General features: G+C 71.7%; 24 protein-coding genes and 1 tRNA gene. 9 read left to right on the top strand and 16 right to left on the bottom strand.

What is annotated here, in order from left to right; genetic code table 11:
- Positions 1–43 precede the first annotated feature (43 nt).
- The 3 genes from ACFW2Y_RS07490 to ACFW2Y_RS07480 form a co-directional block, all read right to left on the bottom strand.
- Complete coding sequence (locus ACFW2Y_RS07490; protein WP_384874908.1) at positions 44–658, bottom strand: hypothetical protein; 615 nt, start codon at positions 656–658, stop codon at positions 44–46.
- A 172-nt stretch (positions 659–830) separates the two neighbouring features.
- Complete coding sequence (locus tag ACFW2Y_RS07485) at positions 831–2057, bottom strand: serine-threonine protein kinase (RefSeq protein WP_384874905.1); 1227 nt, start codon at positions 2055–2057, stop codon at positions 831–833.
- A 229-nt stretch (positions 2058–2286) separates the two neighbouring features.
- Positions 2287–3531, bottom strand: a complete 1245-nt coding sequence (locus tag ACFW2Y_RS07480) for an exo-beta-N-acetylmuramidase NamZ domain-containing protein (RefSeq protein WP_384874902.1) — start codon at positions 3529–3531, stop codon at positions 2287–2289.
- A gap of 142 nt (positions 3532–3673) precedes the next feature.
- Here ACFW2Y_RS07480 and ACFW2Y_RS07475 point away from each other — a divergent pair, with 142 nt between their 5' ends.
- Positions 3674–4450 (top strand): SDR family oxidoreductase, encoded by a 777-nt coding sequence (locus ACFW2Y_RS07475; RefSeq protein WP_384874900.1) that lies wholly within the window; start codon positions 3674–3676, stop codon positions 4448–4450.
- Between the two features lie 83 nt (positions 4451–4533).
- On the top strand, positions 4534–5127 hold the full coding sequence (locus tag ACFW2Y_RS07470) for a TetR/AcrR family transcriptional regulator (RefSeq protein WP_384874898.1): 594 nt from the start codon (positions 4534–4536) through the stop codon (positions 5125–5127).
- Between the two features lie 80 nt (positions 5128–5207).
- On the opposite strand, the gene ACFW2Y_RS07465 is transcribed toward ACFW2Y_RS07470, so the two are convergent.
- The 3 genes from ACFW2Y_RS07465 to ACFW2Y_RS07455 all read right to left on the bottom strand — a co-directional run bounded on the left by ACFW2Y_RS07465 (position 5208) and on the right by ACFW2Y_RS07455 (position 8563).
- Positions 5208–6422, bottom strand: a complete 1215-nt coding sequence (locus tag ACFW2Y_RS07465; protein ID WP_384874895.1) for an acyl-CoA dehydrogenase family protein — start codon at positions 6420–6422, stop codon at positions 5208–5210.
- Positions 6423–6428: 6 nt separating this feature from the next.
- Positions 6429–7451, bottom strand: coding sequence for a phosphotransferase (locus ACFW2Y_RS07460; RefSeq protein WP_384874892.1), 1023 nt, complete (start codon positions 7449–7451; stop codon positions 6429–6431).
- Between the two features lie 200 nt (positions 7452–7651).
- Positions 7652–8563: an MBL fold metallo-hydrolase gene (locus ACFW2Y_RS07455; protein WP_384874889.1), complete on the bottom strand. Its 912-nt coding sequence runs from the start codon at positions 8561–8563 to the stop codon at positions 7652–7654.
- A gap of 168 nt (positions 8564–8731) precedes the next feature.
- On the opposite strand from ACFW2Y_RS07455, the gene ACFW2Y_RS07450 reads away from it, so the two are divergent.
- Positions 8732–9661 carry an NADP-dependent oxidoreductase gene (locus ACFW2Y_RS07450; protein ID WP_384874886.1) on the top strand — a complete coding sequence of 310 codons (930 nt, stop codon included), beginning with the start codon at positions 8732–8734 and terminating at the stop codon, positions 9659–9661.
- Positions 9662–9664: 3 nt separating this feature from the next.
- On the opposite strand, the gene ACFW2Y_RS07445 is transcribed toward ACFW2Y_RS07450, so the two are convergent.
- From ACFW2Y_RS07445 to ACFW2Y_RS07425, 5 genes are all read right to left on the bottom strand, one after another.
- The gene (locus tag ACFW2Y_RS07445) at positions 9665–9976 is read right to left on the bottom strand and encodes a DUF202 domain-containing protein (protein WP_384874884.1); all 312 of its coding nucleotides are present in this window, start codon (positions 9974–9976) and stop codon (positions 9665–9667) included.
- 2 nt (positions 9977–9978) lie between these two features.
- Positions 9979–10374, bottom strand: a complete 396-nt coding sequence (locus ACFW2Y_RS07440) for a YidH family protein (RefSeq protein ID WP_384874883.1) — start codon at positions 10372–10374, stop codon at positions 9979–9981.
- A gap of 148 nt (positions 10375–10522) precedes the next feature.
- Positions 10523–11047, bottom strand: coding sequence for an NUDIX domain-containing protein (locus ACFW2Y_RS07435; RefSeq protein WP_384874880.1), 525 nt, complete (start codon positions 11045–11047; stop codon positions 10523–10525).
- 21 nt (positions 11048–11068) lie between these two features.
- Entirely contained in the window at positions 11069–11833 is a 765-nt protein-coding gene (locus ACFW2Y_RS07430; protein WP_384874877.1) for a glucose 1-dehydrogenase, read from the bottom strand.
- 84 nt (positions 11834–11917) lie between these two features.
- Positions 11918–12547 carry a TetR/AcrR family transcriptional regulator gene (locus ACFW2Y_RS07425; protein ID WP_384874874.1) on the bottom strand — a complete coding sequence of 210 codons (630 nt, stop codon included), beginning with the start codon at positions 12545–12547 and terminating at the stop codon, positions 11918–11920.
- Between the two features lie 84 nt (positions 12548–12631).
- Here ACFW2Y_RS07425 and ACFW2Y_RS07420 point away from each other — a divergent pair, with 84 nt between their 5' ends.
- A complete protein-coding gene (locus ACFW2Y_RS07420) occupies positions 12632–14290 on the top strand; it encodes an FAD-binding dehydrogenase (RefSeq protein ID WP_384874871.1) in 1659 nt (552 codons plus the stop codon).
- 137 nt (positions 14291–14427) lie between these two features.
- On the opposite strand, the gene ACFW2Y_RS07415 is transcribed toward ACFW2Y_RS07420, so the two are convergent.
- The 3 genes from ACFW2Y_RS07415 to ACFW2Y_RS07405 form a co-directional block, all read right to left on the bottom strand.
- On the bottom strand, positions 14428–14865 hold the full coding sequence (locus ACFW2Y_RS07415) for an ASCH domain-containing protein (protein ID WP_384874869.1): 438 nt from the start codon (positions 14863–14865) through the stop codon (positions 14428–14430).
- Between the two features lie 50 nt (positions 14866–14915).
- Positions 14916–16313: a gluconate:H+ symporter gene (locus ACFW2Y_RS07410; protein ID WP_384874866.1), complete on the bottom strand. Its 1398-nt coding sequence runs from the start codon at positions 16311–16313 to the stop codon at positions 14916–14918.
- A gap of 90 nt (positions 16314–16403) precedes the next feature.
- Positions 16404–16928, bottom strand: coding sequence for a gluconokinase (locus tag ACFW2Y_RS07405; RefSeq protein ID WP_384874865.1), 525 nt, complete (start codon positions 16926–16928; stop codon positions 16404–16406).
- A gap of 163 nt (positions 16929–17091) precedes the next feature.
- On the opposite strand from ACFW2Y_RS07405, the gene ACFW2Y_RS07400 reads away from it, so the two are divergent.
- The 4 genes from ACFW2Y_RS07400 to ACFW2Y_RS07385 all read left to right on the top strand — a co-directional run bounded on the left by ACFW2Y_RS07400 (position 17092) and on the right by ACFW2Y_RS07385 (position 21271).
- Positions 17092–17793, top strand: coding sequence for a FadR/GntR family transcriptional regulator (locus ACFW2Y_RS07400; RefSeq protein WP_384874862.1), 702 nt, complete (start codon positions 17092–17094; stop codon positions 17791–17793).
- A 179-nt stretch (positions 17794–17972) separates the two neighbouring features.
- Entirely contained in the window at positions 17973–19427 is a 1455-nt protein-coding gene (locus ACFW2Y_RS07395; protein WP_384874859.1) for an amino acid permease, read from the top strand.
- Between the two features lie 129 nt (positions 19428–19556).
- Positions 19557–20642, top strand: coding sequence for an S-(hydroxymethyl)mycothiol dehydrogenase (locus tag ACFW2Y_RS07390; protein ID WP_384874857.1), 1086 nt, complete (start codon positions 19557–19559; stop codon positions 20640–20642).
- Positions 20642–21271: an MBL fold metallo-hydrolase gene (locus ACFW2Y_RS07385; RefSeq protein ID WP_384874855.1), complete on the top strand. Its 630-nt coding sequence runs from the start codon at positions 20642–20644 to the stop codon at positions 21269–21271. The genes ACFW2Y_RS07390 and ACFW2Y_RS07385 overlap by 1 nt, the downstream gene beginning before the upstream one ends.
- Here the strand turns inward: ACFW2Y_RS07385 and ACFW2Y_RS07380 are convergent.
- Together ACFW2Y_RS07380 and ACFW2Y_RS07375 are read right to left on the bottom strand one after the other, a co-directional pair.
- The gene (locus ACFW2Y_RS07380) at positions 21255–22181 is read right to left on the bottom strand and encodes a pseudouridine synthase (protein ID WP_384874852.1); all 927 of its coding nucleotides are present in this window, start codon (positions 22179–22181) and stop codon (positions 21255–21257) included. The two genes, ACFW2Y_RS07385 and ACFW2Y_RS07380, sit on opposite strands and share 17 nt — an antisense overlap.
- A 51-nt stretch (positions 22182–22232) precedes the next feature.
- Positions 22233–22320: transfer RNA gene (locus tag ACFW2Y_RS07375), tRNA-Leu, on the bottom strand.
- Positions 22321–22532: 212 nt separating this feature from the next.
- Between ACFW2Y_RS07375 and ACFW2Y_RS07370 the strand changes: the two genes are divergently transcribed.
- Positions 22533–23858, top strand: coding sequence for a M20/M25/M40 family metallo-hydrolase (locus ACFW2Y_RS07370; protein WP_384874850.1), 1326 nt, complete (start codon positions 22533–22535; stop codon positions 23856–23858).
- Positions 23859–23896 lie beyond the last annotated feature (38 nt).

Raw genomic sequence — 23896 nt, 5'->3', positions numbered from 1 at the left:
GGAGCGGGTCGGACGGCCTGGAGCACCGAAGGGGAGGCGCCGCTCAGGCCGCCGAAGCGAACGGACGGCGCCGGTCCCCGCGCGCCCGTGCCAGTGCCCCGGAGGTCAGCACGGCCCGCGGGACGCCCACCCCGCAGTCCCCGCACACCGGGCCGAGCCACGGCTCATGCGGATCGCCCGGACCTGACCACTCGATCCGTGGTCCCGCACACACCGGGCACGCCTCGCCCGGGCCCCGCTCCAACGCGGCGATCAGACGCCGCAGCACCTCGGGCAACGGCTCTGCGGGGTGAACCGCCGGATTGCCGCACCGCACCACCCCGTTGCCGCCCCAGACGCGGTGGTGCCAGCGGTCGAGCGCCGCGAGCCCGCGCAGCCCCTCCTGCTTCTCGCGCCGTCGTCGGGCGGCGAACCGCTGCTCGTAGGCGAGCCACACGGTTCTGGCTTCCTCCAACTCGTCGAGCGCGGCCACCAGTCTTCGCGGGTCGAGATCCCGGTCCTCGGGTCCGAACCTGTGCCTGCGGCACAAGTGGTCCCAGGTGGCGCGGTGCCCGTAGGGCGCGAACCTCTCCAGGCACTTGCGCAGCGAGTACCTGCGCAGCGCCGTGTCGCACCCCGGATCGCGCACCTGTCTCGCAAGACTCCGGAAACCGGCCATTCCCTCGCCACCTCCGTCGCTGGTCCTTCCGCGCTATCAGGAGGGACGAACGGGAGCCCCGCTGCGTTCCATCGGCACTTCGCGGGATCCGTCCCCGAGATGCCCGCGCGGCTCGGAGCCGGGGCGGCGGGCGTGTCCGACCGGGCCCGTCGCCCCGGCTCCGGAGCCCTGCCTACCGTCCCGTCCGGGCGGCCGAAAGGATCACCCGGGCCAGGTCGGCGTGGCGGATGTCACTGTGGGAGCGGACCGCTTCCGCCGCATCCACGCTGATGCACCCCGAGCGCGGTACGCCCTCCCGAAGGGCCTCCGCGAGGGTGCGCCGGACCGTTCCCGGCACCGCCTGCACGCCGTCGTGTCCGACGGCGCCCCAGCGCGGGTCGTCCGTGCCGAGCAGCCCCGCGGTGCCGCCGGCCAAGGACGCGGAGTCGTTCGCGAGCCGGGAAGCCAGCGGGTACATCACCCCGAGCGCGGTGTCGTGCCGCGAGTAGCAGGCCAGCACCGGCCCCCGGACCCGGTGCTGGAGGTCCCGCAGCGCGCCGGACCGTTCGGGAGCGTGCGGCAGGCGCGCGGCGAACGCGTAGTGGGAGAAGGCGCCTTGGAGCAGGGTCACGGAGGCGACCGGTCGCGCCCCGGCGGGCAGGCCCCGCAGGGCGTACGCGACGAGCCGGGCGCCCATGCTGTGGCCCACGAGGTGGACCCGCAGCCCCGGGGCGGTGCGTGCGACCTCGCCGAGCAGCGGTCCGAGCCCGTGCTCGCCGACCTGACCGGCCCGCTTCTTCATCACGTAGTACGTTGCTTGGCGCAGTGCTTCCTTGGCACCCTTCCAGTACCGCTTCAGCCCCTCGCCGAAGCCCTCCGCCGGCTCCGCGTCCGGGCCCTCGACGGCGTCCGTGAACAGCGCGCACACGGCCACCGGGTCCGCGACCAGGAACTCCGGCACCGGTGTCGAGGTGCCGGCGCCACCACCCGCGAACCCGGCCGGACCCGCCCCGGGGACATCCGCCAGGGCCCGCAACAGGTCCCCGAACTCCGCGAACGCGGACTCCGAAGCCGGTGCCGCGGCCAGGAGTTCGGTGAGCCGGCCGATGACCGGTTCCTTCTCGGGGAGGGTCGTCACGAGGGCCCGGTAGTCGGGGACCGGCTCGTCCGTGAACATCATCGAAGGCCAGATCACCCCCGCGTAGCCCGCCTCGACCCCGGGCGCGAGCAACCCGGGGAAGGGGGCGAAGAAGTCGGAGTAGAGACGGGTCGCGCCGGACGGGGAGTTGTTCCACCCGTGTGCGAACACCACCAGGTCGTCGACGCCCTGCCGCGCCAGCGCGGCGAGGGCCGATGCCTGGCCCGGCGGCCCGTCGCCGTCCTTGTCGAAGGTGATCTCCCGGTACGGCTCCACACTCATCCCGGCCACGGTCCGACCGTCCCTCCACGTCGAGGGGCCACAGCGCCGATGCGCCCCGTGCGCGGGCGGCGGCTCCCCGGCCAGCATGCCCACGTACGGTCCCGTCCAGACGTGCGACGGGGGGGCGGCAGGGCAGGGCCGTCGAAGCCCCCGGCAAGGAGGGGCCCAAGGGACGAGCGCGAGGAGCGGGACGCCCGGGAACGCCCGGCCCGCCTCCACCCGGTACGGGTCAGCGGTAGAGCAGGTGGGCGCTCCGTACCGCCCGGAAGGCCGCCAGGTCCGTCTGCCAGGCCCCGACCACCTCGTCCACGCCGGCGCCCGCGTCGATCAGCGTCCGCACCCGGGAGGAACCGGTCAGCTTGTCGATCCAGTGGTCCGGGCGCCAGGCGAAGCCGGACCACGAGGTGCGGGCGGTGACGAGGAGCCCGATTCCGGTCCGCACCGGGTCGAAGGCGTCCCGATCGTGGACGTGCAGTTGCACCCCGCCCACGGTCCTTCCCCGGAACTTGGAGAAGGTCGGGGCGAAGTAGGCCTCGCGGAAGTGCACCCCGGGCAGGTCGAGCGCGTTCGCGGCCCCCGCCCACCGACGGTCGATCCCCTCGGCGCCGAGGAGTTCGAAGGGGCGGGTGGTGCCGCGCCCTTCGGAGAGGTTCGTGCCCTCGAAGAGGCAGGTGCCGGAGTAGACGAGCGCGGTTTCGGGCGTCGGCATGTTCGGGCTGGGCGGTACCCAGGGGAGCCCGGTCGCGTCGAAGAACCCGGTCCGTCGCCATCCCGTCATCCGCACCGTCTCCAGGGGGACGGGCGAGGGCAGGAAGGCGTCGTTGAAGAGCCCGGCCAGCTCTGCCACCGTCATGCCGTGCGCCTGTGCGATCGGCTCCCGCCCGACGAAGCTCGCGTACTCCCGTTCCAGTACGGGGCCGAGTGCCGCCCGCCCGCTGACCGGGTTCGGCCGGTCCAGGACCACGAAGCGCTTTCCGGCGAGCGAGGCGGCGGCCATGCAGTCGTACAGCGTCCAGACGTACGTGTAGAAGCGCGCCCCGACGTCCTGGATGTCGAAGGCGATCACGTCCGCCCCGGAGGCGGTGAAGACGTCTGCCAGCGACTGCCCGCTCTTCAGGTACGTGTCGTAGACGGGCAGCCCCGTCGCCGGGTCGTCGTGCCGTCCCTCGGAACCGCCGGCCTGGGCGGTTCCCCGGAATCCGTGCTCGGGGCCGAAGACGGCGACCAGGTCGACCCGTTCGTCGGCGTGCATGACGTCCACCACGTGACGTGCGTCCGGGGTGATGCCGGTCGGGTTGGTGACGATGCCGACCCGATCGCCCGCGAGCAGGGCGTACCCGTCCGCCGCGAGCCGCTCGAAACCCGTGCGCACCCGGCCGTGCCCGGGGGATGGTGCGGCAGCGGCCGGGGCGGTGGCCGCCGCCGCCCCGAAGGCGCCTCCCGCCGCCAGTAGGTTCCGTCGGGACAGGCTCATGCGGGACCTCCTCGGAGTGGCACGGGCCCGCACGCTAGCGTTTCCGGCCGTCCTGCGGAACGAGGCGTGCGGGGCGGGTCTTCCGTCGCTCCATACCGACTGGTTAGTCTGTCCTGGTCGTCACAGCCGAGAGGGTGGGTCCATGACCGCGGACACGAACGAGCTCCGGGGCGCCGGCATCGTCGTCACCGGAGCGGGCGGCGGCATCGGAGCCGCGCTCGCCCGCCGCTTCGCCGCCGAGGGTGCCAGGGTCGTCGTCAACGACCTCGATCCGGGGCGCACCAAGGCCGTCGCCGAGGAGATCGGTGGCGTTCCCGTCCCCGGTGACGCCTCCGCCGTCGTCGCCGAGGCCCGTGAGGCACTCGGGGGCACCGTCGACGTCTGGTGCGCCAACGCCGGACTCTCCTCGCCGGGGGACGCCCTCGTCGACGAAGACGTCTGGGCCGCCGCCTGGGACGTCAACGTCATGGCCCACGTCCGTGCGGCCCGCGCCCTGCTCCCCGAGTGGCTGGAGCGGGGCCGTGGCCGTTTCGTCTCCACCGTCTCCGCCGCCGGACTGCTCACCATGATCGGTGCGGCGCCGTACAGCGTCTCCAAGCACGGCGCGTACGCCTTCGCCGAATGGCTTTCCCTCACCTACCGCCACCGCGGACTCAAGGTCCATGCCATCTGCCCGCAGGGCGTCCGCACGGACATGCTCACCGCCGCGGGGTCCGCCGGCGAGCTCGTCCTGGCCCCCACGGCCATCGAGCCCGAGGACGTCGCCGACGCCCTCCTCGACGCCATGCGCGCCGACCGCTTCCTCGTCCTCCCGCACCCCGAGGTCGCCGGCTACTACCGCAACCGTGCCACCGATCCCGAGCGGTGGCTCGACACGATGAACCGCGTCCAGCAGACCTGGGAGACGGGCACCCGTTAAACGGGGCGCGGACTGATGGGAAGATCTCCTGGCGGGAACGAGTTCCCCTGACTGAAAACGATCACTAAGGAAGGTGGCGGAGCATGGCCAGGACGACGGACGAGAGCGGCGCCCCCGTCCCCCAGAGGCTCCTCGCCGCCGCCACCCGGCTCTTCGCCGAGCGGGGCTACGACCGCACCTCCGTCCAGGAGATCGTCGAGGCCGCCGGAGTCACCAAAGGGGCCCTCTACCACTACTTCGGCTCCAAGGAGGACCTCCTCCAGGAGGTGTACTCCCGGGTCCTGCGCCTCCAGCAGGAGCGGCTCGACGCCTTCGCGGACGCCGAAGCGCCCGTCGAGGAGCGACTGCGGGCCGCTGCCGCCGACGTCGTCGTCACCACCATCGAGAACCTCGACGACGCCGCCATCTTCTTCCGCTCCATGCACCACCTGAGCCCCGAGAAGAACAAGCAGGTCCGGGCCGAGCGGCGCCGCTACCACGAGCGCTTCCGGGCCCTGGTCGAAGAGGGGCAGCGGTCGGGCGTGTTCTCCGACGCGACCCCCGCCGACCTGGTCGTGGACTACCACTTCGGCTCGGTCCACCACCTCTCCACCTGGTACCGCCCGGACGGCCCGCTCGCTCCCGAGCAGGTCGCCGGACACCTCGCCGACCTGCTCCTCCGGGCCCTGCGTCCCTGATCGGCCCGCGGGCGTGCCGGCATCGAGCCCGAGCCGCCCCCTCTTCCCGGAGGGGGCGGCCGGTCGTCGGGAGGGACCGCCTACCGGTACTTCTTGAGTTCCCGGCGCGCCAGCGACCTCTGGTGCACCTCGTCCGGTCCGTCCGCGAGCTTCAGCGTCCGCGCCGCCGCCCACAGCTCGGCGAGCGGGAAGTCCTGCGAGACGCCGCCCGCCCCGTGCGCCTGCACGGCCCTGTCGATGATGTCGACGACGGCGCGCGGGGTCGCGATCTTGATGGCCTGGATCTCGGTGTGGGCCCCCCGGTTGCCGACGGTGTCCATGAGCCAGGCGGTCTTGAGGACGAGGAGCCGCAGCTGCTCGATCGTCACCCGGGCGTCGGCGATCCAGTTCTGCACGACGCCCTGCTGGGCGAGCGTCTTGCCGAAGGCGGTACGGGAGACGGCGCGCCGACAGGTCAGTTCGACGGCCCGTTCCGCCATGCCGATGAGCCGCATGCAGTGGTGGATGCGGCCGGGGCCGAGCCGGGCCTGCGCGATGGCGAAGCCGCCGCCCTCCTCGCCGACGATGTTCGCGGCCGGGACCCGGACCCCGTCGAAGACCACCTCGGCGTGACCGCCGTGGTAGTGGTCCTCGTAGCCGTACACCCGCATCGCGCGCCGGACCTCGACGCCCGGGGCGTCGCGCGGCACGAGGATCATCGACTGCTGGCGGCGGAGGTCGGCCCCCTCCGGGTCCGTCTTGCCCATGACGATGAAGACCTTGCAGTCGGGGTTCATCGCCCCGGAGATGTACCACTTGCGGCCGTCGACCACGTACGCGTCGCCGTCCCGCCGGATCCGGGTCTCGATGTTCGTCGCGTCGGAGGAGGCGACCTCGGGTTCGGTCATGGCGAAGGCCGACCTGATCTCGCCGGCGAGGAGCGGCTCCAGCCACTGCTTCTTCTGCGCCTCGTCGCCGAACTGGGCGAGCAGTTCCATGTTCCCGGTGTCCGGGGCGGCGCAGTTGAGGGCGGTCGGGGCCAGCTGCGGGCTGCGACCGGTGATTTCGGCGAGCGGCGCGTACTGGAGGTTGGTGAGCCCGGCGCCGTAGTCCGCGTCGGGCAGGAAGAGGTTCCAGAGGCCCTGTCGCTTGGCTTCGGCTTTGAGGTCCTCGACGATCGGAGGGGTGTCCCAGGGGGAGGCGAGCAGGGCGCGCTGCTCCTCGGCGACGGACTCGGCCGGGTGGACGTGTTCGTCCATGAACGCGAGGAGCCTGGTCCGCAGCTCCTCGGTGCGGGCGTCGTAGGAGAAGTCCATGACGGTTCAGCCTTCCTGAAGGGTGGTCAGGCCGTGCTCGATGAAGACGGGGACGAGGTCGCCGATGCGGTCGAAGCCGGCGCCGACCGTCTGGCCGAGGGTGTAGCGGTAGTGGATGCCCTCCAGGATCACGGCGAGCTTGAACCAGGCGAAGGCCGTGTACCAGGAGAGGGCGCTGACGTCCCGGCCGGAGCGGGCCGCGTAGCGCTCGACCAGCTCGGTGGCGCTCGGATGGCCGGGGGCCGCCGCGGTCGTGGAGACGGGTGATTCCGGTAGGTCGAGCGGCGTGCTGTACATGACGAGGAGGCCGAGGTCGGTGAGCGGATCGCCGAGGGTGGACATCTCCCAGTCGAGGACGGCCCGGATCCGGTCGTCCTCGCCGATGAGGACGTTGTCGAGCCGGTAGTCGCCGTGGATCACGGTGGGCGGGGGAGAGGCGGGCAGCGCACCGCCGAGGGTCGCGTGGAGCTGCTCGATGCCGGGCAGTTCCCGACCGCGTGAGGCGTCGAGCTGCTTGCCCCAGCGGCGCAGCTGTCGGTCGAGGAAGCCCTCGGGCCGCCCGAAGTCCCCGAGCCCCACCGCCTCCGGGGCGACGGCGTGCAGATCGACGAGCGTGTCGACCAGGCCGAGGACCGCGGCGCGGGTGCGCTCGGGGCCGAGCGGGGCGAGTTGGCGGGCCGAGCGGTACGGCGTGCCCTCGACGAACTCCATGACGTAGAACGGTGCGCCGAGCACCGATTCGTCCTCGCTGAGCAGGACCGTCCGGGGGACCGGCACGTCCGTCGGGTGGAGGGCGCTGATGACGCGGTGCTCGCGCCGCATGTCGTGGGCGGTGGCGAGGACGTGTCCGAGCGGGGGGCGGCGGACGACCCAACGGTCGGTGCCGTCGCTCACGACGTACGTCAGGTTCGACCGGCCGCCCTCGATGAGTCGGGCTTCGAGGGGGCCGGACACCAGGCCCGGCCGCTCGCGGTCGAGGAACCGGCGCAGCTGTTCGGGGTCGAGGCCAGGCGGTGGGGCGGAACTCATGCGGGCGTACCTCCGGATCGACTTCGGTCGCCGTTCATGATGACCGACCAGTCGGTATGTCGTCCAGAGGGGTGGAGAAGCACACCCGCGCTCCGGTGGCGCCGCGCCCCCGGCGGGAGGCGCGGACGGCACCGGAGGGAGGCGCGGACGGCACCGGAGGGAGGCGCCGCCCGCTGCCCACCGGGGGTCGCGGGCGGGCCTCAGGCGTGGCAGGCCACCGGCATCCCGCCGTTCATCGCCGCCATGTCCCCGAACACCGCCACCGGGTCGAGCGGGTGCCCCTCCGGCAGGCCCTCCAGCTCCGCGTACGCCCGGTGCAGGTTCGCCACCAGTCGCTCGCTCTCCCGCCACGCGGCGAACTCGCCCAGCTCGGTCCGCCGTGCCGTCTCCAAGGGGGTCGCTCCCCTGGCGTACCCCTCGGCCGCCACTTCCCGCACCCAGCGCAGGTACCGTTCCGTGGCCTCGTACACGGAGGGGTCGGTCACCCGCCCGTGCCCCGGCACCACCGTCGGGGCGTCGAGGGACCGCAGCAGGTCCAGCGCACGCAGCGAACCCGCCAGCGAGCCCATCGGGAGGAACGGCGTCCCGCCGTGGAAGACCAGGTCGCCGGTGAAGACCACGCCCTGCTCCGGGAGGTGCACGATCGAGTCGCCCGTGGTGTGCGCGGCACCCGGGTGGAGCACCCGCACCTCCGTGCCGCCGACGTGGAGCGTGAGCCGCTCGGCGTAGGTGACGGAGGGCGGCAGGATGTCGACGTGCCCGAAGTCGGTCCGGGGCCACAGCAGGTGGAGCTGGTGCCCGGCCGCGAGCTGCTCGGCGCGGCAGTTCTCGTGCCCCACGATCCGGGCCTCCGGCCGGAAGACCCCGTTGCCGTAGGTGTGGTCGCCGTGGTGGTGGGTGGAGACGATGGTCCCCGGCAGCGGCAAGCCCTCGGCGAGCACTGCTCCGCGCAGCAACCGCGCCCGCCGTTCGGTGGCCGCGGTGTCGACGAGCAGGGACTCGTCCGCGTCGCCGAGGAACCCGGCGTTGTTCAGGCACCAGCCGCCGTCCGGCTGGACGAAGGCGTGCACGTTCGGAGCGAGCTGGACCACGTAAGGGTCGTTGACGGACAAGGGATTCCCCCCGGATGAGAGCCCGACTGGACAGGGGAAGGGTGCCAGTTGCCGCACCCCGGTGAAAACCGGTGGGCCGGCCCGTCCCCGCACCCGGGAACCGGCTTCCGGCCCGGCCCGGGTCCTCCCGGCTTGCGGGTGGGCCCGGACGCACCGAGGGTCGAGGGTATGAAGGCGATCAGCTACAGCCGGTACGGCGGTCCCGAAGTCCTGGAGTACGGCGAACTGCCCGACCCCAAGGTCGGCCCCGATGACGTCCTCGTCAAGGTGCGGGCCGCCGCGGTCAACCCCGTCGACTGGAAGGCACAGGCGGGTTATCTCGACGGCATGCTCGACACCGTGTTCCCGGTGGTCCCCGGCTGGGACGTCTCCGGGGTGGTGGTCCGTCCGGGCGTCTCCGTCACCGAGTTCGCCGAGGGCGACGAGGTGATGGGGTACGTGCGCGAGGACTTCCTCGCGCACGGCACCTTCGCCGAGTACGTGGCCGCGCCCGTCCGCACCCTCGCCCGCAAGCCCCGTGCCTTCGGGTTCGAAGAGGCCGCCGCGCTGCCGCTCGCCGGCCTCACCGCGTACCAGGTGCTCCGCCAGGCCCTCGCGGTCGGCCCCGGGGACACCGTCCTGGTGCACGCGGCGGCCGGCGGCGTCGGCTCGATGGCGGTGCAGATCGCCCGTCACTTCGGCTGCCGGGTGATCGGCGCGGCCAGGGACGCGGGCCTGGAGCGGGTCGCCGAACTCGGCGCGGAACCCGTCCGGTACGACGAGGACACCTTCGCCGACCAGGTCCGGGCCCTTGCCCCGCTGGGCCTGGAGGCCGTGCTGGACACCATCGGAGGGCCCTTCCTGAAGCTCTCCGCCCAACTCCTCGCCCCACGGGGGCGACTGGCCTCCATCGCCGACGGCGAGGTCCTCGCCCTCGGCGGTCGCTACTTCTGGGTCCGTCCCGATGCCGCCGACCTCGCGGCCCTCGCCGACCTGGTCGACGAGGGCGCCCTCACGGTACGGGTGGCCCGGACCTTTCCCCTGGAGCGGGCGGCCGACGCCCAACGCGTCAATGCGGCCGGCGGCCTCAACGGCAAGGTCGTGGTGACGGTCCCCTAGGACTCACCAGATCACCGCGACCCCGAAGGCGGCGAGCGCGATCGTGCACCCCGCCGCGAGCAGCGCCCCCCGGTGCGAGAGCGGGAGCGGCCGGGCCGTCCCCAGCGAACGGATCCGTTGGTGGGCCACGCCGAGGAAGGCGATCCACACCAGTGCCGAGAGTGCGAGTCCGGTCAGTTCCTTCGCCGTGAGCTCGTCGCTGACGGTCAGCTTCACGGCGAGCACGGCGACCACCGTGCACGACAGGGTCGTCCGCCGCCAGGCGAGCCTGGTCCGTTCCGGCTGGAGACCGGGATCGCGGGATCCGTCCGCCACGCTCACCGTCCGGCCCGGCCGAAGACGACGAGGAGCACCATGGCGAGCGCCACCGCGGCCACCGCGAGGCTGAGGACCGCGGGGAACCGGGAGGCCGGCAGGTCTTCGCCGCGTCGCATCGCCCGCTCGCAGCGCACCCAGTGGTTGACCGCCCGCAGGGAGCACAGCACCCCTGCGGCGAGCAGCGCGAGCGCCAGCCCGACCCGTACCCCCCATCGCAGGTCCGGCAGGAACTGGTCGACGGCGAAACCGCCACCGACCAGGGCGAGAGCGGTTCGGAGCCAGGCCAGGAAGGTCCGCTCGTTGGCGAGGGAGAAGCGGTAGTCGGGGGTCTCGCCCTCGTCCCGGATCTTCTGCGGCGCGAACCACAGGCGCAGACTCTGCACGAAATCGCTCACCCGTGCACCCTAGCCGCCAGTCGAGCGCCCCGCCCGCACGGAGCCAGGGGCTCCGCCCGGTGGGCCGACCCCCGCCGCGTCCTTCCGGCGGTCACCCCGGCCCCGGCTCCTGAGGACCTCCTGCCCTCCCGGAGGAGCCGAGCCCGCTTCACGCACCGAGCGGAGGCATCATCGCGTGCGCGGCGAGGCCGTCCGGAACCCACTCCCAGGCGCCCTCCGCCCCGGGCAGTCGTTCCGCCAGCTCCGCCTCCGTCAGGAAACCGTGCCAGGCGACTTCTTCCGCTTGAGGGTGGACCGGCAGCTCGCAGCGGACCTCGTAGACCGCCGACCACCACTTACCGGCCACGCCTCCGGAGTCGTACAGGAACCTCAGGACCGGTTCGGGGCGGGGCAGCCCGGACACCCCGAGCTCCTCCTCGGCCTCCCGCAACGCCGCCGCGTCGTAGGACTCGCCCGCGCCGACCACCCCGCCGACGAACATGTCGTACAGGGAGGGGAAGAGCAGTTTCGTCGGTGTCCTCCGGTGGACGAAGAGCCGCCCCCGGGCGTCCCGCACCCGGACGAAGGCGCACCGGTGGATCAGACCCCGTGCGTACACCTCACCGCGCGGGGCCCGACCGACCACCCGGTCGTTCTCGTCGACGACGTCGAGCAACTCATCAGCAGGGTCCATGTCTCCATGAGAACACCGGATTCACTGCCCCATGACGTACTTCACGGTCGGACCGGCCGTCCAGCCGCCGTCCACGGCGAGCTCCGCACCCGTCACGTACGCGGCGGCGTCCGAGAGCAGGAAGACGACCGCACCGGCGATCTCGTCGGCCTCGCCGACCCGGCCCATCGGCGTGTTCGGGTACTTTCCTTCGCCGCGCTCGATGCCGACGGCGGCGGTCATCGGGGTGTACGTCATGCCGGGGTGGACGGAGTTCACGCGGATCTTCGCCGTGCCGAGCTCCACCGCACCGATCTTCGTCAGACCGCGCACGCCCCACTTCGACGCGCCGTACCCGGCGGTGAGCGCCAGGCCCATCAGGCCCGCGGCCGAGGAGACGTTGACGATCGAGCCGCCGCCCGCCTCCCTCATCGCGGGGACCGCGGCCTTCATGCCGATGAAGACCCCGGTCAGGTTGACGTCGAGGACCTTGCGGAAGTGTGCGACCGACTCGCCCTCCAGGAAGGCGCCGGTGGAGATCCCGGCGTTGTTCACCAGTCCGTGCAGGCCGCCGAACTCCGCCACCGCGAAGGCGACGGCCGCCGCCCAGTCCTCCTCGGAGGTCACGTCGTGGTGGAGGAAGCGCGCCCGTTCCCCGAGTGCGTCGGCGGTCGCCCTGCCCTCCTCGTCGAGGAGGTCGGTCACCAGGACGTTGGCTCCGGCCGCCACGGCTTGCCGGGCCGCCTCGGCACCCAGGCCGCGGCCGCCGCCGGTGATGAGCACGGTCTTGCCGGTGAGGTCGTTCAAGGGGGTTCCCTTCGAGGTGTGCGGGGTCCGCGGGACGAGGGAGGTCCGCGAGGCCTTCCGGAGCGTGCGGCCCTCCGGACCCCCTCAGGAGGCCCGGGGGCGTGCGGCGCGGAGGAGCGCGGTGGTGGTTCCGACCAGGTCGGCGAGGAAGAGCCCTTCGTCGATGATCGGCTCGACGCCGTCGAGGTACTGCCGGGCCCGGTCCGCCATGGCCGCGCCCACCACGGTCAGCGCCAGGTCCAGTCGCTCCAGGAGGAGCGGTTCGGGGAGCCCGCCTTCGGCCAGGCGGTCGGCGATCCGTTCGATCAGATGCCAGTACGCGGTGCCGGCGAGCGTCGGATGGGGGGTGCGGGTCCGGATGCCGCTCTCATGGCTGAGCTGTGCGGAGATCCGCAGACAGCGCCGGCCCCGGTCGGTGCGCAGTTCGCTGGCCTCGGCCGTGACCAGGGCGCCGACCAACTCCTCCAGCTCGCCGCCGGCGGGCGGGAGGAGGTGGGCGAGCACCTGCTCGGTGCGGGCCTGGCGGCCGGCCATCACCGCGTCGAGCAGTCCGGCGCGCGAGCCGAAGTGGTACTGCACCGCGGAGGGGTTGGCCTGTCCGGCCAGCGCCACGACGTCACGCAGTTGGGCTCCGTCGACGCCGTGTGCGGCGAAGAGTTCCTCCGCCGCGCGGATCAGCTTCTCCCGGGTCTCGGGGCCTGACGTCCTTGCCATGCGTTCATATTAATGTCTGGCATTAAAAATCGGAAAGGGTGCGGACGGTTGACTCGATACATCCGTGTATCCAAGATGCGGTCCATGTCCTACGACGCTGATGTGATCGTGATCGGAGCGGGCCTGGCGGGTCTCGTCGCCACCGCCGAGCTGGTCGACGCCGGCCGCACCGTGATCCTTCTCGACCAGGAACCCGAGCAGTCCCTCGGTGGCCAGGCGCACTGGTCCTTCGGCGGTCTGTTCCTCGTCGACTCGCCCGAGCAGCGCAGGATGCGGGTCAAGGACAGCCGTGACCTGGCGCTCCAGGACTGGTTCGGCACCGCGGGGTTCGACCGCGAGGAGGACCACTGGCCGAGGAAGTGGGCCGAGGCGTACGTCGACTTCGCGGCGGGGGAGAAGCGCGCCTGGCTCCACTCGCGCGGGGTGCGCTTCTTCCCCGTCGTCGGTTGGGCCGAGCGCGGCGGCTACGACGCGAACGGCCACGGCAACTCCGTGCCCCGTTTCCACATCACCTGGGGAACCGGCCCCGGCCTCGTCGCCCCGTTCGAGCGCAAGGTGCGCGAAGGGGCCGCCCGCGGCCTGGTGGACCTCCGCTTCCGCCACCGCGTCACCGCGCTCGGCCGTACGGCCGGAGCGGTCGACACGGTCTCGGGCGAAGTGCTGGAACCCTCCGACGCCGCCCGGGGCACCGCGTCGGGGCGTGAGGTGGTCGGCACCTTCGACCTGCGGGCCCAGGCCGTGATCGTCACCTCCGGGGGCATCGGCGGCAACCACGACCTCGTCCGCGCCCAGTGGCCGGCCCGGCTCGGCACCCCGCCCGCCACCATGCTCTCGGGGGTCCCGGCCCACGTCGACGGCCTGATGCTCGGCATCGCCGAGAAGGCGGGCGCCCACCACATCAACCGCGACCGGATGTGGCACTACACGGAGGGCATCGAGAACTGGAACCCCATCTGGGCCCGGCACGGCATCCGGATCCTGCCCGGCCCGTCCTCCCTCTGGTTCGATGCCACCGGCAAGAGGCTCCCCGTACCGCTCTTCCCGGGATTCGACACCCTGGGCACCCTCGAACACATCATGCGCACCGGCCACGACCACACCTGGTTCGTCCTTGACCAGCGGATCATCGGCAAGGAGTTCGCCCTCTCCGGCTCCGAGCAGAACCCGGACCTCACCGGCAAGTCCGTCCGTGGCGTCCTCGGCCGCGCCCGAGCCGATGTGCCGGCCCCGGTCCGGGCCTTCATGGAGCACGGCGTCGACTTCGTCGTCGAGAAGGACCTCCCGGCCCTCGTCCGCGGCATGAACGCGCTCACCGACGAACCGCTGATCGACGAGGCGGCCCTGCGCCGCGAAATCACCGCGCGCGACCGCGAGATCGCCAATCCCTTCACCAAGGACCTCCAGGTCACCGCGATCCGAGGGGCCCGCAAGTACCTGGGCGACAAACTCATCCGCACCGCCGCCCCGCACCGCATCCTCGACCCCGGGGCCGGCCCGCTCATCGCGGTGCGCCTCAACATCCTGACCCGCAAGTCCCTCGGCGGCCTGGAGACCGACCTCGACTCCCGTGTCCTCACGGACCGCGGCGAACCCCTGGACGGCGTGTACGCGGCCGGAGAAGCGGCCGGCTTCGGCGGCGGCGGCGTCCACGGCTACCGCTCGCTGGAAGGCACCTTCCTCGGTGGCTGCATCTTCTCGGGCCGTGCGGCGGGGCGGGCGGCGGCGCGGGCGATCGGCGGTTGAGGCCTCCGGGGCGGACACCGGTCGGCCCGCGCCACAAGGGCCGGGAAGGAACGCCCGGCTCCCGGGAGGCGGCGGGCCGCGGCCTCCCGGTGTCGAGGAAAGGGGACGGGATGCGTCGGCCGCCCCTGCCGGGGCCGTCAGTCGGCGTCGTGCGGGAGGACCTCCACCACCCGGAACCGCTCCACCACCAACATCGTCCCGTCGTCCACGGTGAACTCCGGGTCCCCGATGCCCTCCCGCACCTCCTCGCCGTGCCAGAAGCGTTCATGGGCCTCGCGCCACTCCGCGACCGACCGGTACCCCTCGCCCTCGTCGAGGGCCAGGCGCAGGTCCGCCTCGCCGAGGGGGAGGACCCGGACCTCGGTGATCTCCACGACCGCGACCTCGCGACCGTCCGAACCGATGACGGCCGAGCGCTCGCCGACCTCCGGCAGGTCCTCGTCCTCCACCTCGTACTCCACGAGGAGCCCGGTCGTGGCCACCTTCTCGCCGGAGAGCACGGCGGCGACGAGTCGGTCCCGGAGCGGGCCGGGGAAGGCGAGGAGGAACGGCTTGAGCGCGTGGGGGCCGGTCATGGCCGACAGTCTGTCAGCCCCGACCGGCCCCGCCGCCCGTTTCGGCGCGGCTACAACACCAGCGACAGCAGCAGGACGAAGACGATGCCGACGACCGAGATGATCGTCTCCATCACCGACCAGGTCTTGACGGTCTGGCCGACGGACATGCCGAAGTACTCCTTCACCAGCCAGAAACCGGCGTCGTTGACGTGGCTGAAGAAGAGCGAACCGGCGCCGATCGCGAGGACCAGCAGCGCCGTCCCGCTGGTCGACATGCCCTCTGCCAGCGGAGCCACCAGCCCCGCAGCCGAGATCGTCGCCACCGTGGCCGAGCCCGTCGCCAGCCGGATCGCGACCGCGATCAGCCAGGCGAGCAGCAGCGCCGGTATGGACCAGCTCCGGGAGAAGTCCAGGATCATCCGGCCCACGCCGAGGTCGATGAGGGTCTGCTTGAAGCCGCCGCCCGCTCCGACGATCATCAGCACGCCCGCGATCGGGGCGAGGGACCTCTCGACGGTCGACGACAACCGCTCCTTGGTGAAGCCGGCGGCCCGCCCCAGCGTGAACAGGGCGACCAGCACGGCGGCGAGCAGCGCGATCAGCGGCGACCCGATGACGTCGGTGACCTTCTGCAGGCCGTTCGCCGGGTCGTCCACGACGATCTCGACGAGTGCCTTGACCAGCATGAGGACGACGGGCAACAGCACGGTCGCGACGGTGGCGCCGAAGCCGGGACGCCTCTCCAGCTCTTCGGAAGGGCGCGTGGGGACCATGTTCTCGGGGGCCGGGACGTCCACCCAACGCGCGGCGTACCGGGAGAAGAGCGGTCCGGCGATGATGACCGTGGGGACGGCGACGACGAGGCCGAGGGCCAGGGTGACGCCGAGGTTGGCGTCGACCGCGTCGATCGCGACCAGCGGTCCGGGGTGCGGCGGGATGAGCCCGTGCATCACGGAGAGGCCGGCGAGGGCCGGGATGCCGATGCGCATCAGGGAGTAGTCGCCGCGCTTCGCGACCAGCAGCACGACCGGGATCAGCAGCACGATGCCGACCTCGAAGAAGAGCGGGAGACCGATCACGGAGGCGATGAGGACCATGGCCCAGGGCATGGCCCGACCGCCGGCCCGGGCGAGGATCGTGTCGACGATCTGGTCGGCGCCCCCGGAGTCCGCGAGCAGCTTGCCGAGGATCGCGCCGAGGGCGATCAGCACGCCCACGCCCGCCACGGTGTTGCCGAGGCCGGTGGTGAAGGAGGTGATGGCGTCCGCGAGCGGTGCGCCGGCGAATGCGCCGAGCGCGAGCGATCCGATGGTCAACGCCAGGAACGCGTGCAGTTTGAACGTGGTGATGAGCAGGACGATGAGGGCGATGCCGGCGAGCACGGCGATCCCGAGCTGGGCGTTGCCGGCCGAGGTGATCGGTTCGGCGGCGTCCGCTGCCAGGGCCTCGACACTGAGACTGGTCACGGTGGTGTCCTTCGTACGGGCAGGAAGGGGGACGGGGCGCGGCGACGGGACGCGCGGCGGTGCGGGAGGGGCGGAGGGGAAGCGGAGGGGTCAGTCGGTCAGGGCGCGCAGTGCGGCAACGGCCCGGGCGCCGATCTCCTCGGGAGTGCCGGTGACGTCGACGGCGACGCCCGCCTCGTCGTCCTGTAGGGGTTGCAGGACGGCGAACTGCGAGTCGAGGAGAGCAGCGGGCATGAAGTGGCCCTTGCGCGCGGCCATCCGCTCCTCGATGAGCTCCCGGTCACCGGTCAGGTGCAGGAAGACGACCCCGGGAGCGGCGGCACGCAGCCGGTCACGGTAGATCCGCTTCAATGCGGAGCTGCTCACCACTCCACCGAGCCCGGCCCGGCGCTGCGCCCACGCCCCGATGGCGTCGAGCCAGGGCCCCCGGTCCGCGTCGTCCAGGGGGACGCCGGCCGACATCTTGGCGACGTTGGCCGCCGGGTGGAAGTCGTCGCCCTCTGCGTACGGGAGGGCGAGCGCCTTCGCGACCAGCGGACCGACCGTCGTCTTGCCGGTTCCGGCGACGCCCATCACGACGACGACGGGGGGAGTGGTGCCGGGGGTGGTGCTCATGGGGTGCCTCGCTGTCTTCATCGACATCGATCCGGTGCGTCGGTGGATCCGTCGCGCTCATGAAACCCATTGAGTACGACGTATTCAAGAGCCTGTGACATAAAAGTCGTACTTTTAATTCCCGGCTGGGGGAGCGGGTCGGAGCGCGCATAGGCTGATCACCATGACGACACCGGCCCAGGGGCTCCACTCGCACGTCCTCGCCGCCCTGGGTCTTGCGATCACCGCCGGGGAGTGTCCGCCGGGCACCGTGCTGCGCACCGATGAGCTCGCCCAGCGCTTCGACGTGTCCCGCACCGTGGTCCGGGAGGTGGTGAGGGTCCTGGAGTCCATGCACCTCGTCGAGTCACGTCGGCGCGTCGGCGTGACCGTGCTCCCCGCGGCCAGCTGGAACGTGTACGACCCCCAGGTCATCCGCTGGCGCCTGGCGGGCGCCGACCGCCCCCGCCAACTCCGCTCGCTGACGGTGCTCCGCTCGGCCGTCGAACCCGTCGCGGCCGGACTGGCCGCCGCGAACGCCACTCCGGAGCAGTGCCGCGAGCTCACCGAGCAGGCCCTCGGGATGGTCGCCACCTCGCGCGGCCGGCGCCTCGAGGAGTACCTCGTCCATGACGTCGCCTTCCACCGGGTCGTCCTCAACGCCTCGGGCAACGAGATGTTCGCCCGCCTCGGCGACGTCGTCGCCGAGGTCCTGACCGGTCGCACCCACCACCACGTGATGTTCGAGGATCCCGACCCGGCCGCCGTGACCCTGCACGTCCAGGTCGCCGAGGCCGTGCGGGAGCGGGACGCGGTCCGCGCGGAGGAGCTCACCCGTCAGATCGCCGTCGGGGCCCTCCGGGAGTTGGACGTCCTCGCCCCCTAGGGGCCGTAGATCGCCCTTCAAGCTCTGAACTAGCTCAAATGTGGGCGTTCAGTGACATGCGCCACAGTCAGTTGCACGTCGTTGCCGTGAGGATGTGCGCTGGTCGTGCCGGGGACACCCCCCTGCCAGGTGCACGGCCGAGCACCGCACAGCTCCCCCTCACGAAGGCGAACAACTCCATGAGTGACCGCGTCATCGCGGCCGAGCCGCCGTCCGCCGCACCGGCGAACCCGGCTGCTTCCCCCCACGTGGACGCCGGCGACGCCGGATACCGCAAGGACCTCAAGTCCCGGCACATCAACATGATCGCCATCGGCGGTGCCATCGGCACCGGGCTCTTCCTCGGTGCCGGTGGCCGCATGTCCCAGGCCGGCCCGTCCCTCTTCATCGCGTACGCCGTCTGCGGCGTCTTCGCCTTCTTCGTGGTCCGCGCCCTCGGCGAACTGGTGCTCTACCGTCCCTCCTCCGGCGCCTTCGTCTCCTACGCCCGTGAGTTCATGGGCGAGAAGGGGGCCTACACGGCCGGCTGGCTCTACTTCCTCAACTGGTCGACCACCGCCGTCGCCGACATCACCGCAGCCGCCACCTACGCCCACTTCTGGGCCATGTTCAGCGACGTCCCGCAGTGGGTGCTCGCCCTGATCGCCCTCGCGGTCGTCCTCGCCGCCAACCTCATCTCCGTCAAGTACTTCGGCGAGATGGAGTTCTGGTTCGCGATCGTCAAGGTCGCCGCCCTGGTCGTCTTCATGCTCGTCGGCGTCTTCCTCATCGTGACCTCGCACGAGATCGGCGGCCACACCCCGGGCCTCGCCAACATCACCGACAACGGCGGCATCTTCCCCCACGGCGTGATGCCGATGCTGCTGCTCGTCCAGGGGGTCGTCTTCGCCTACGCCTCCGTCGAGCTCTGCGGCGTCGCCGCGGGCGAGACCGAGAACCCCGAGAAGATCATGCCGAAGGCGATCAACTCGATCATGTGGCGGGTGGGCCTCTTCTACGTCGGATCGGTGGTCCTGCTCGCGCTGATCCTCCCGTACACCGTTTACTCGGGGGACCAGAGCCCCTTCGTCACCGTCTTCGACAAGCTCGGCATCCCCGGTGCCGCCGGCGTGATGAACCTCGTCGTCCTCACCGCCGCCCTCTCCAGCCTCAACTCGGGCCTCTACTCCACCGGACGCATCCTGCGCTCCATGTCGCTCGCCGGCTCCGCGCCCAAGTTCACCGGCGTCATGAACAAGGGGGGCGTGCCCTACGGCGGCATCCTGCTCACCGCGGGCTTCGGCGTCCTCGGCGTCGTCCTCAACTACGTCATGCCCGGCGAAGCCTTCGAGCTGGTCCTCAACTTCGCCTCGATCGGCATCATCGGCACCTGGGCGATGATCATGATCTGCTCCCTGCTCTTCTGGCGCAACGCCGAGCAGGGCAAGGTCACCCGCCCCGGCTACACCCTGCCCTGGGCCCCGTACACCCAGGTCGTGACCCTGGGCTTCCTCGCGTCCGTCCTCGTCCTGATGTGGATGGACGGCGGCGTCGGCCGCACCACCGTCGCCTGTCTGCCGCTCATCGCGGCTGCCCTGACCGGCGGTTGGTTCCTGGTCCGCCGCCGGGTCCGCGAGGACGCTGCGGCGCAGTAGGGCCGAGACCCCCCCCACGGGGTGTGGCGGGACCCCCACGGGCACGGCCTGCGGGGGTCTCGCCTTTTGTCGGGAGATAGTGGTACGCAGGAGCCTTACAAGATCCGTTCGGAGGAAGGGAAGTTCGCGATGCCACAGCACGTCCAGGGGGTCGTCGCCCCGGGCAAGAACGAACCGGTACGGGTCGAGACCATCGTGATCCCCGATCCCGGTCCCGGCGAGGCCGTCGTGAAGGTCCAGGCCTGCGGGGTCTGCCACACCGATCTCCACTACAAGCAGGGCGCGATCAACGACGACTTCCCCTTCCTCCTCGGACACGAGGCCGCCGGGATCGTCGAATCCGTCGGCGAGGGCGTCACCGACGTCACCCCCGGCGACTTCGTGATCCTCAACTGGCGCGCCGTCTGCGGGAACTGCCGCGCCTGCACCCGCGGTCGCCCCTGGTACTGCTTCGCCACCCACAACGCCCAGCAGAAGATGACACTGCTCGACGGCACGGAGCTCTCCCCGGCACTCGGCATCGGCGCCTTCGCCGAGAAGACCCTCGTCGCCGCGGGCCAGTGCACCAAGGTCGATCCGGCCGTCGCCCCCGAAGTCGCGGGTCTCCTCGGCTGCGGCGTCATGGCCGGCATCGGCGCCGCCCTCAACACCGGGAACGTCGGTCGCGGCGACACCGTCGCCGTCATCGGTTGCGGCGGGGTCGGCGACGCAGCCGTCGTCGGCTCCCGCCTCGCCGGAGCCGCGAAGATCATCGCCGTCGACATCGACGACCGGAAACTGGACAAGGCCCGCGAGATGGGCGCCACCCACACGGTCAACTCCCGTTCCAGCGACCCCGTCGAGGCCGTCCGCGAGCTCACCGGCGGTTTCGGCGCCGACGTCGTCATCGAGGCCGTCGGCCTCCCGGAGACGTACCGGCAGGCCTTCTACGCCCGCGACCTCGCCGGCACCGTCGTCCTCGTCGGCGTCCCCAGCCCCGAGACGAAGCTCGAACTCCCGCTCCTCGACGTCTTCGGCCGGGGCGGCTCCCTCAAGTCCTCCTGGTACGGGGACTGCCTGCCGTCCCGAGACTTCCCGATGCTCGTCGACCTGCACCAGCAGGGCCGCATCGACCTCGGGGCCTTCGTCACCGAGACCATCGGCCTCGGTGACGTCGAGAAGGCCTTCGCCCGCATGCACGAGGGTGACGTCCTCCGCTCGGTGGTGGTCCTCTGATGGCCGCCCGCATCGACCACCTGGTCACCTCCGGCACCTTCAGCCTCGACGGCGGCACCTGGGAGGTCGACAACAACGTCTGGATCGTCGGCGACGACACCGAGGCCGTCGTCATCGACGCCGCCCATGACGCCGAGGCGATCCTCGCCGCGCTCGACGGCCGATCCCTGCGCGCGATCATCTGCACCCATGCCCATGACGACCACGTCGGAGCGGCGCCCGCCCTCGCTGCCGCGACCGGCGCCCGCATCCTGCTCCATCCGGCCGACCAGCCGCTGTGGAAGCTGACCCACCCCGACCACAGCCCCGACGGCGAGCTCGCCGACGGTCAGGTCCTCACCATCGCGGGCACCGACCTCACGGTCCTCCACACCCCGGGGCACGCTCCCGGGGCGGTCTGCCTGTACGCCCCCGACCTCGGCACCGTCTTCACCGGAGACACCCTCTTCCGGGGCGGCCCCGGGGCGACGGGCCGGTCCTACTCGGACTTCCCGACGATCGTCGACTCGATCCGCGAGAAGCTCCTCACCCTGCCGGCGGACACCGTCGTGCGCACGGGCCACGGCGACACCACCACGATCGGAGCGGAGGCCCCGCACCTCCAGGAGTGGATCAACCGGGGCCACTGAGCGTCGAGCGGCTCTCGAAGCGCACCGCTCCACCCGTGAACGGGTCGGTGAACTCCAGCGTCCGCGCCAGCAGGTGCAGCGGACGCGAGAAGTCCTCCGGCCCGTCCGGGCGGACCCGCGGGTAGATCGGGTCGTTCAGGATCGGCAGCCCGAGGCCGTTCATGTGGACCCGCAGCTGATGGGTCCGTCCGGTGACCGGAACCAAGCGGTACCGCCCGATCCCGTCGGCGTGCGCGAGCAGTTCGATCCGGCTCTCGGCGTTGATCTCACCGGGCACCTCCCGGGCGGCCATCACCCCGCGCTCCTTCTCGATCCGGCTCCGCACGGTCACCGGAAGCGCCACCGCCGGGTCGTGCGGCGCCACCGCCTCGTACTCCTTCCGCACGGCCCGGTCCCGGAACAGCGTCTGGTAGGCACCCCGGTCGCCGGACCGTACGACGCAGAGCACCAGCCCCGCGGTGAGTCGGTCGAGCCGGTGCGCGGGTTGCAGCTCGGGCAGCGCCAGCTCCCTGCGGAGTCGCGCGAGCAGGGTCTCGGTCACGTGCCGGCCCCGTGGCATGGTGGCCAGGAAGTGCGGCTTGTCGGCCACCACGATCCGTTCGTCCCGGTAGACCACGCCGATCCCGAAGGGGACGGGCCGCTCGGCGGGGAAATCCCGGTGGAACCAGACGTACCGCCCCGCAGCGTACGGATCGTCCCCGTTCACCGGCCCGTCCGTCCCCACGAAACGGCCGCTCTTCAGCATCTCCTCGACCCGCTCGGTGCCGATGGCGCCCGCGTACCGGTCGATCAGGTGCTCCCGCACGGTCTTCCAGAGCCGCTCGGGGTCCTCGGGCAGCCGCACCCGCACCGGGTCGACCCCGTCCCGTTGGGGGAGGGGGGAAGAAGGGGCCTTGGTTCTGCGCCGCACCGGTCCTACCGACGTAACGAGAAGGACCCCACGAGACGTGGGGTCCTTCGCTGGTGTCCGAGGGGGGACTTGAACCCCCACGCCCGATAAAGGGCACTAGCACCTCAAGCTAGCGCGTCTGCCATTCCGCCACCCGGACAAGGTGTCTGTCTTCCCGGCCGCTGGGCCCTTCCGACGAGGAAAACCATAGCAAACATTCGGACGGGTCGATCACCATCCCCGTTCATCCCCCCGTGGCCGTACGACAGCCGGATGCCGGTCGACCGGCGCCCTTGGGGGTCGAGGGGGCCGCGCGGGAGGATGGGGGCGACCACCAGTCATCACGTGGGGCACGTAGTGGGAGGAAGTAGCGTGAGCGAGTCGAAGACCGCCCGGAGCATCAGCGGCGAGGACGAGGTGGTGGACCTCTGCCGTGACCTCATCCGCATCGACACCAGCAACTACGGAGACCATTCCGGCCCGGGGGAGCGGGCGGCGGCGGAGTACGTCGCCGAGAAGCTCGCAGAGGTCGGGCTCGAACCCAAGATCATCGAGTCGCACAGGGGGAGGGCCTCCACCGTGGCCCGGATCGAGGGCGAGGACCCGTCGCGCCCGGCCCTCCTCATCCACGGCCACACCGACGTCGTTCCGGCCAATGCCGAGGACTGGACCCACCACCCCTTCTCGGGGGAGGTCGCCGACGGCTGCGTCTGGGGTCGCGGTGCGGTCGACATGAAGGACATGGACGCGATGACCCTCGCGGTCGTGCGGGACAGGTTGCGCAGCGGGCGCAAGCCCCCGCGTGACGTCGTCCTCGCCTTCCTCGCCGACGAGGAGGCCGGCGGCACCTACGGCGCCCGGCACCTGGTCGACAAGCACCGGGACCTCTTCGACGGGGTCACGGAGGCGATCGGCGAGGTCGGTGGCTTCTCCTTCACGGTCAACGAGAACCTGCGGCTCTACCTGGTCGAGACCGCGCAGAAGGGCATGCACTGGATGCGGCTCACCGTCGAGGGCACGGCCGGCCACGGCTCCATGACCAACGACGACAACGCCATCACGGAGCTCTGCGAGGCGGTGGGCCGCCTCGGCCGCCACCAGTGGCCGGTGAGGGTCACCAAGACCGTGCGGTCCTTCCTGGACGAGCTCTCCGACGCCCTGGGCACCCCGCTCGACCCCGAGGACATGGACGCCACCCTGGCCAAGCTGGGCGGCATCGCCAAGATGGTCGGGGCCACCCTCCGCAACTCGGCCGCCCCCACCATGCTCGGCGCCGGATACAAGGTGAACGTGATTCCCGGCCAGGCCACCGCGCACGTCGACGGCCGCTTCCTGCCCGGGTACGAGGAGGAGTTCCTGGCCGACCTCGACCGGATCCTCGGCCCCCGGGTGAAGCGCGAGGACGTGCACGGCGACAAGGCCCTGGAGACCAGCTTCGACGGCGCCCTGGTGGACGCCATGCAGTTGGCGCTGCGCGCCGAGGACCCGATCGCCCGTGCCGTGCCGTACATGCTTTCCGGCGGTACCGACGCCAAGTCCTTCGACGACCTCGGCATCCGCTGCTTCGGCTTCGCCCCGCTCCAGCTGCCGCCCGAGCTCGACTTCGCGGGAATGTTCCACGGCGTGGACGAGCGCGTCCCGGTCGACGGCCTCAGGTTCGGCGTCCGCGTCCTGGACCGCTTCCTCGACGCCTGCTGAATTCGACCACGCGTTTGTGCGTGACCGGAAAGGGTGAA

Origin of the sequence: Streptomyces sp. NPDC058877 (assembly GCF_042742855.1) — a bacterium.
Classification (GTDB): domain Bacteria; phylum Actinomycetota; class Actinomycetes; order Streptomycetales; family Streptomycetaceae; genus Streptomyces.
This window is presented reverse-complemented; position numbering and strand designations above follow the sequence as displayed.

Coding starts and splice junctions, on each gene's coding strand:
- ACFW2Y_RS07490 (WP_384874908.1), bottom strand. CDS start 658: ATGGCCGGTTTCCGGAGTCTTGCGAGACAGGTGCGCGATCCGGGGTGC.
- ACFW2Y_RS07485 (WP_384874905.1), bottom strand. CDS start 2,057: ATGAGTGTGGAGCCGTACCGGGAGATCACCTTCGACAAGGACGGCGAC.
- ACFW2Y_RS07480 (WP_384874902.1), bottom strand. CDS start 3,531: ATGAGCCTGTCCCGACGGAACCTACTGGCGGCGGGAGGCGCCTTCGGG.
- ACFW2Y_RS07475 (WP_384874900.1), top strand. CDS start 3,674: ATGACCGCGGACACGAACGAGCTCCGGGGCGCCGGCATCGTCGTCACC.
- ACFW2Y_RS07470 (WP_384874898.1), top strand. CDS start 4,534: ATGGCCAGGACGACGGACGAGAGCGGCGCCCCCGTCCCCCAGAGGCTC.
- ACFW2Y_RS07465 (WP_384874895.1), bottom strand. CDS start 6,422: ATGGACTTCTCCTACGACGCCCGCACCGAGGAGCTGCGGACCAGGCTC.
- ACFW2Y_RS07460 (WP_384874892.1), bottom strand. CDS start 7,451: ATGAGTTCCGCCCCACCGCCTGGCCTCGACCCCGAACAGCTGCGCCGG.
- ACFW2Y_RS07450 (WP_384874886.1), top strand. CDS start 8,732: ATGAAGGCGATCAGCTACAGCCGGTACGGCGGTCCCGAAGTCCTGGAG.
- ACFW2Y_RS07435 (WP_384874880.1), bottom strand. CDS start 11,047: ATGGACCCTGCTGATGAGTTGCTCGACGTCGTCGACGAGAACGACCGG.
- ACFW2Y_RS07425 (WP_384874874.1), bottom strand. CDS start 12,547: ATGGCAAGGACGTCAGGCCCCGAGACCCGGGAGAAGCTGATCCGCGCG.
- ACFW2Y_RS07420 (WP_384874871.1), top strand. CDS start 12,632: ATGTCCTACGACGCTGATGTGATCGTGATCGGAGCGGGCCTGGCGGGT.
- ACFW2Y_RS07415 (WP_384874869.1), bottom strand. CDS start 14,865: ATGACCGGCCCCCACGCGCTCAAGCCGTTCCTCCTCGCCTTCCCCGGC.
- ACFW2Y_RS07405 (WP_384874865.1), bottom strand. CDS start 16,928: ATGAGCACCACCCCCGGCACCACTCCCCCCGTCGTCGTCGTGATGGGC.
- ACFW2Y_RS07400 (WP_384874862.1), top strand. CDS start 17,092: ATGACGACACCGGCCCAGGGGCTCCACTCGCACGTCCTCGCCGCCCTG.
- ACFW2Y_RS07395 (WP_384874859.1), top strand. CDS start 17,973: ATGAGTGACCGCGTCATCGCGGCCGAGCCGCCGTCCGCCGCACCGGCG.
- ACFW2Y_RS07390 (WP_384874857.1), top strand. CDS start 19,557: ATGCCACAGCACGTCCAGGGGGTCGTCGCCCCGGGCAAGAACGAACCG.
- ACFW2Y_RS07385 (WP_384874855.1), top strand. CDS start 20,642: ATGGCCGCCCGCATCGACCACCTGGTCACCTCCGGCACCTTCAGCCTC.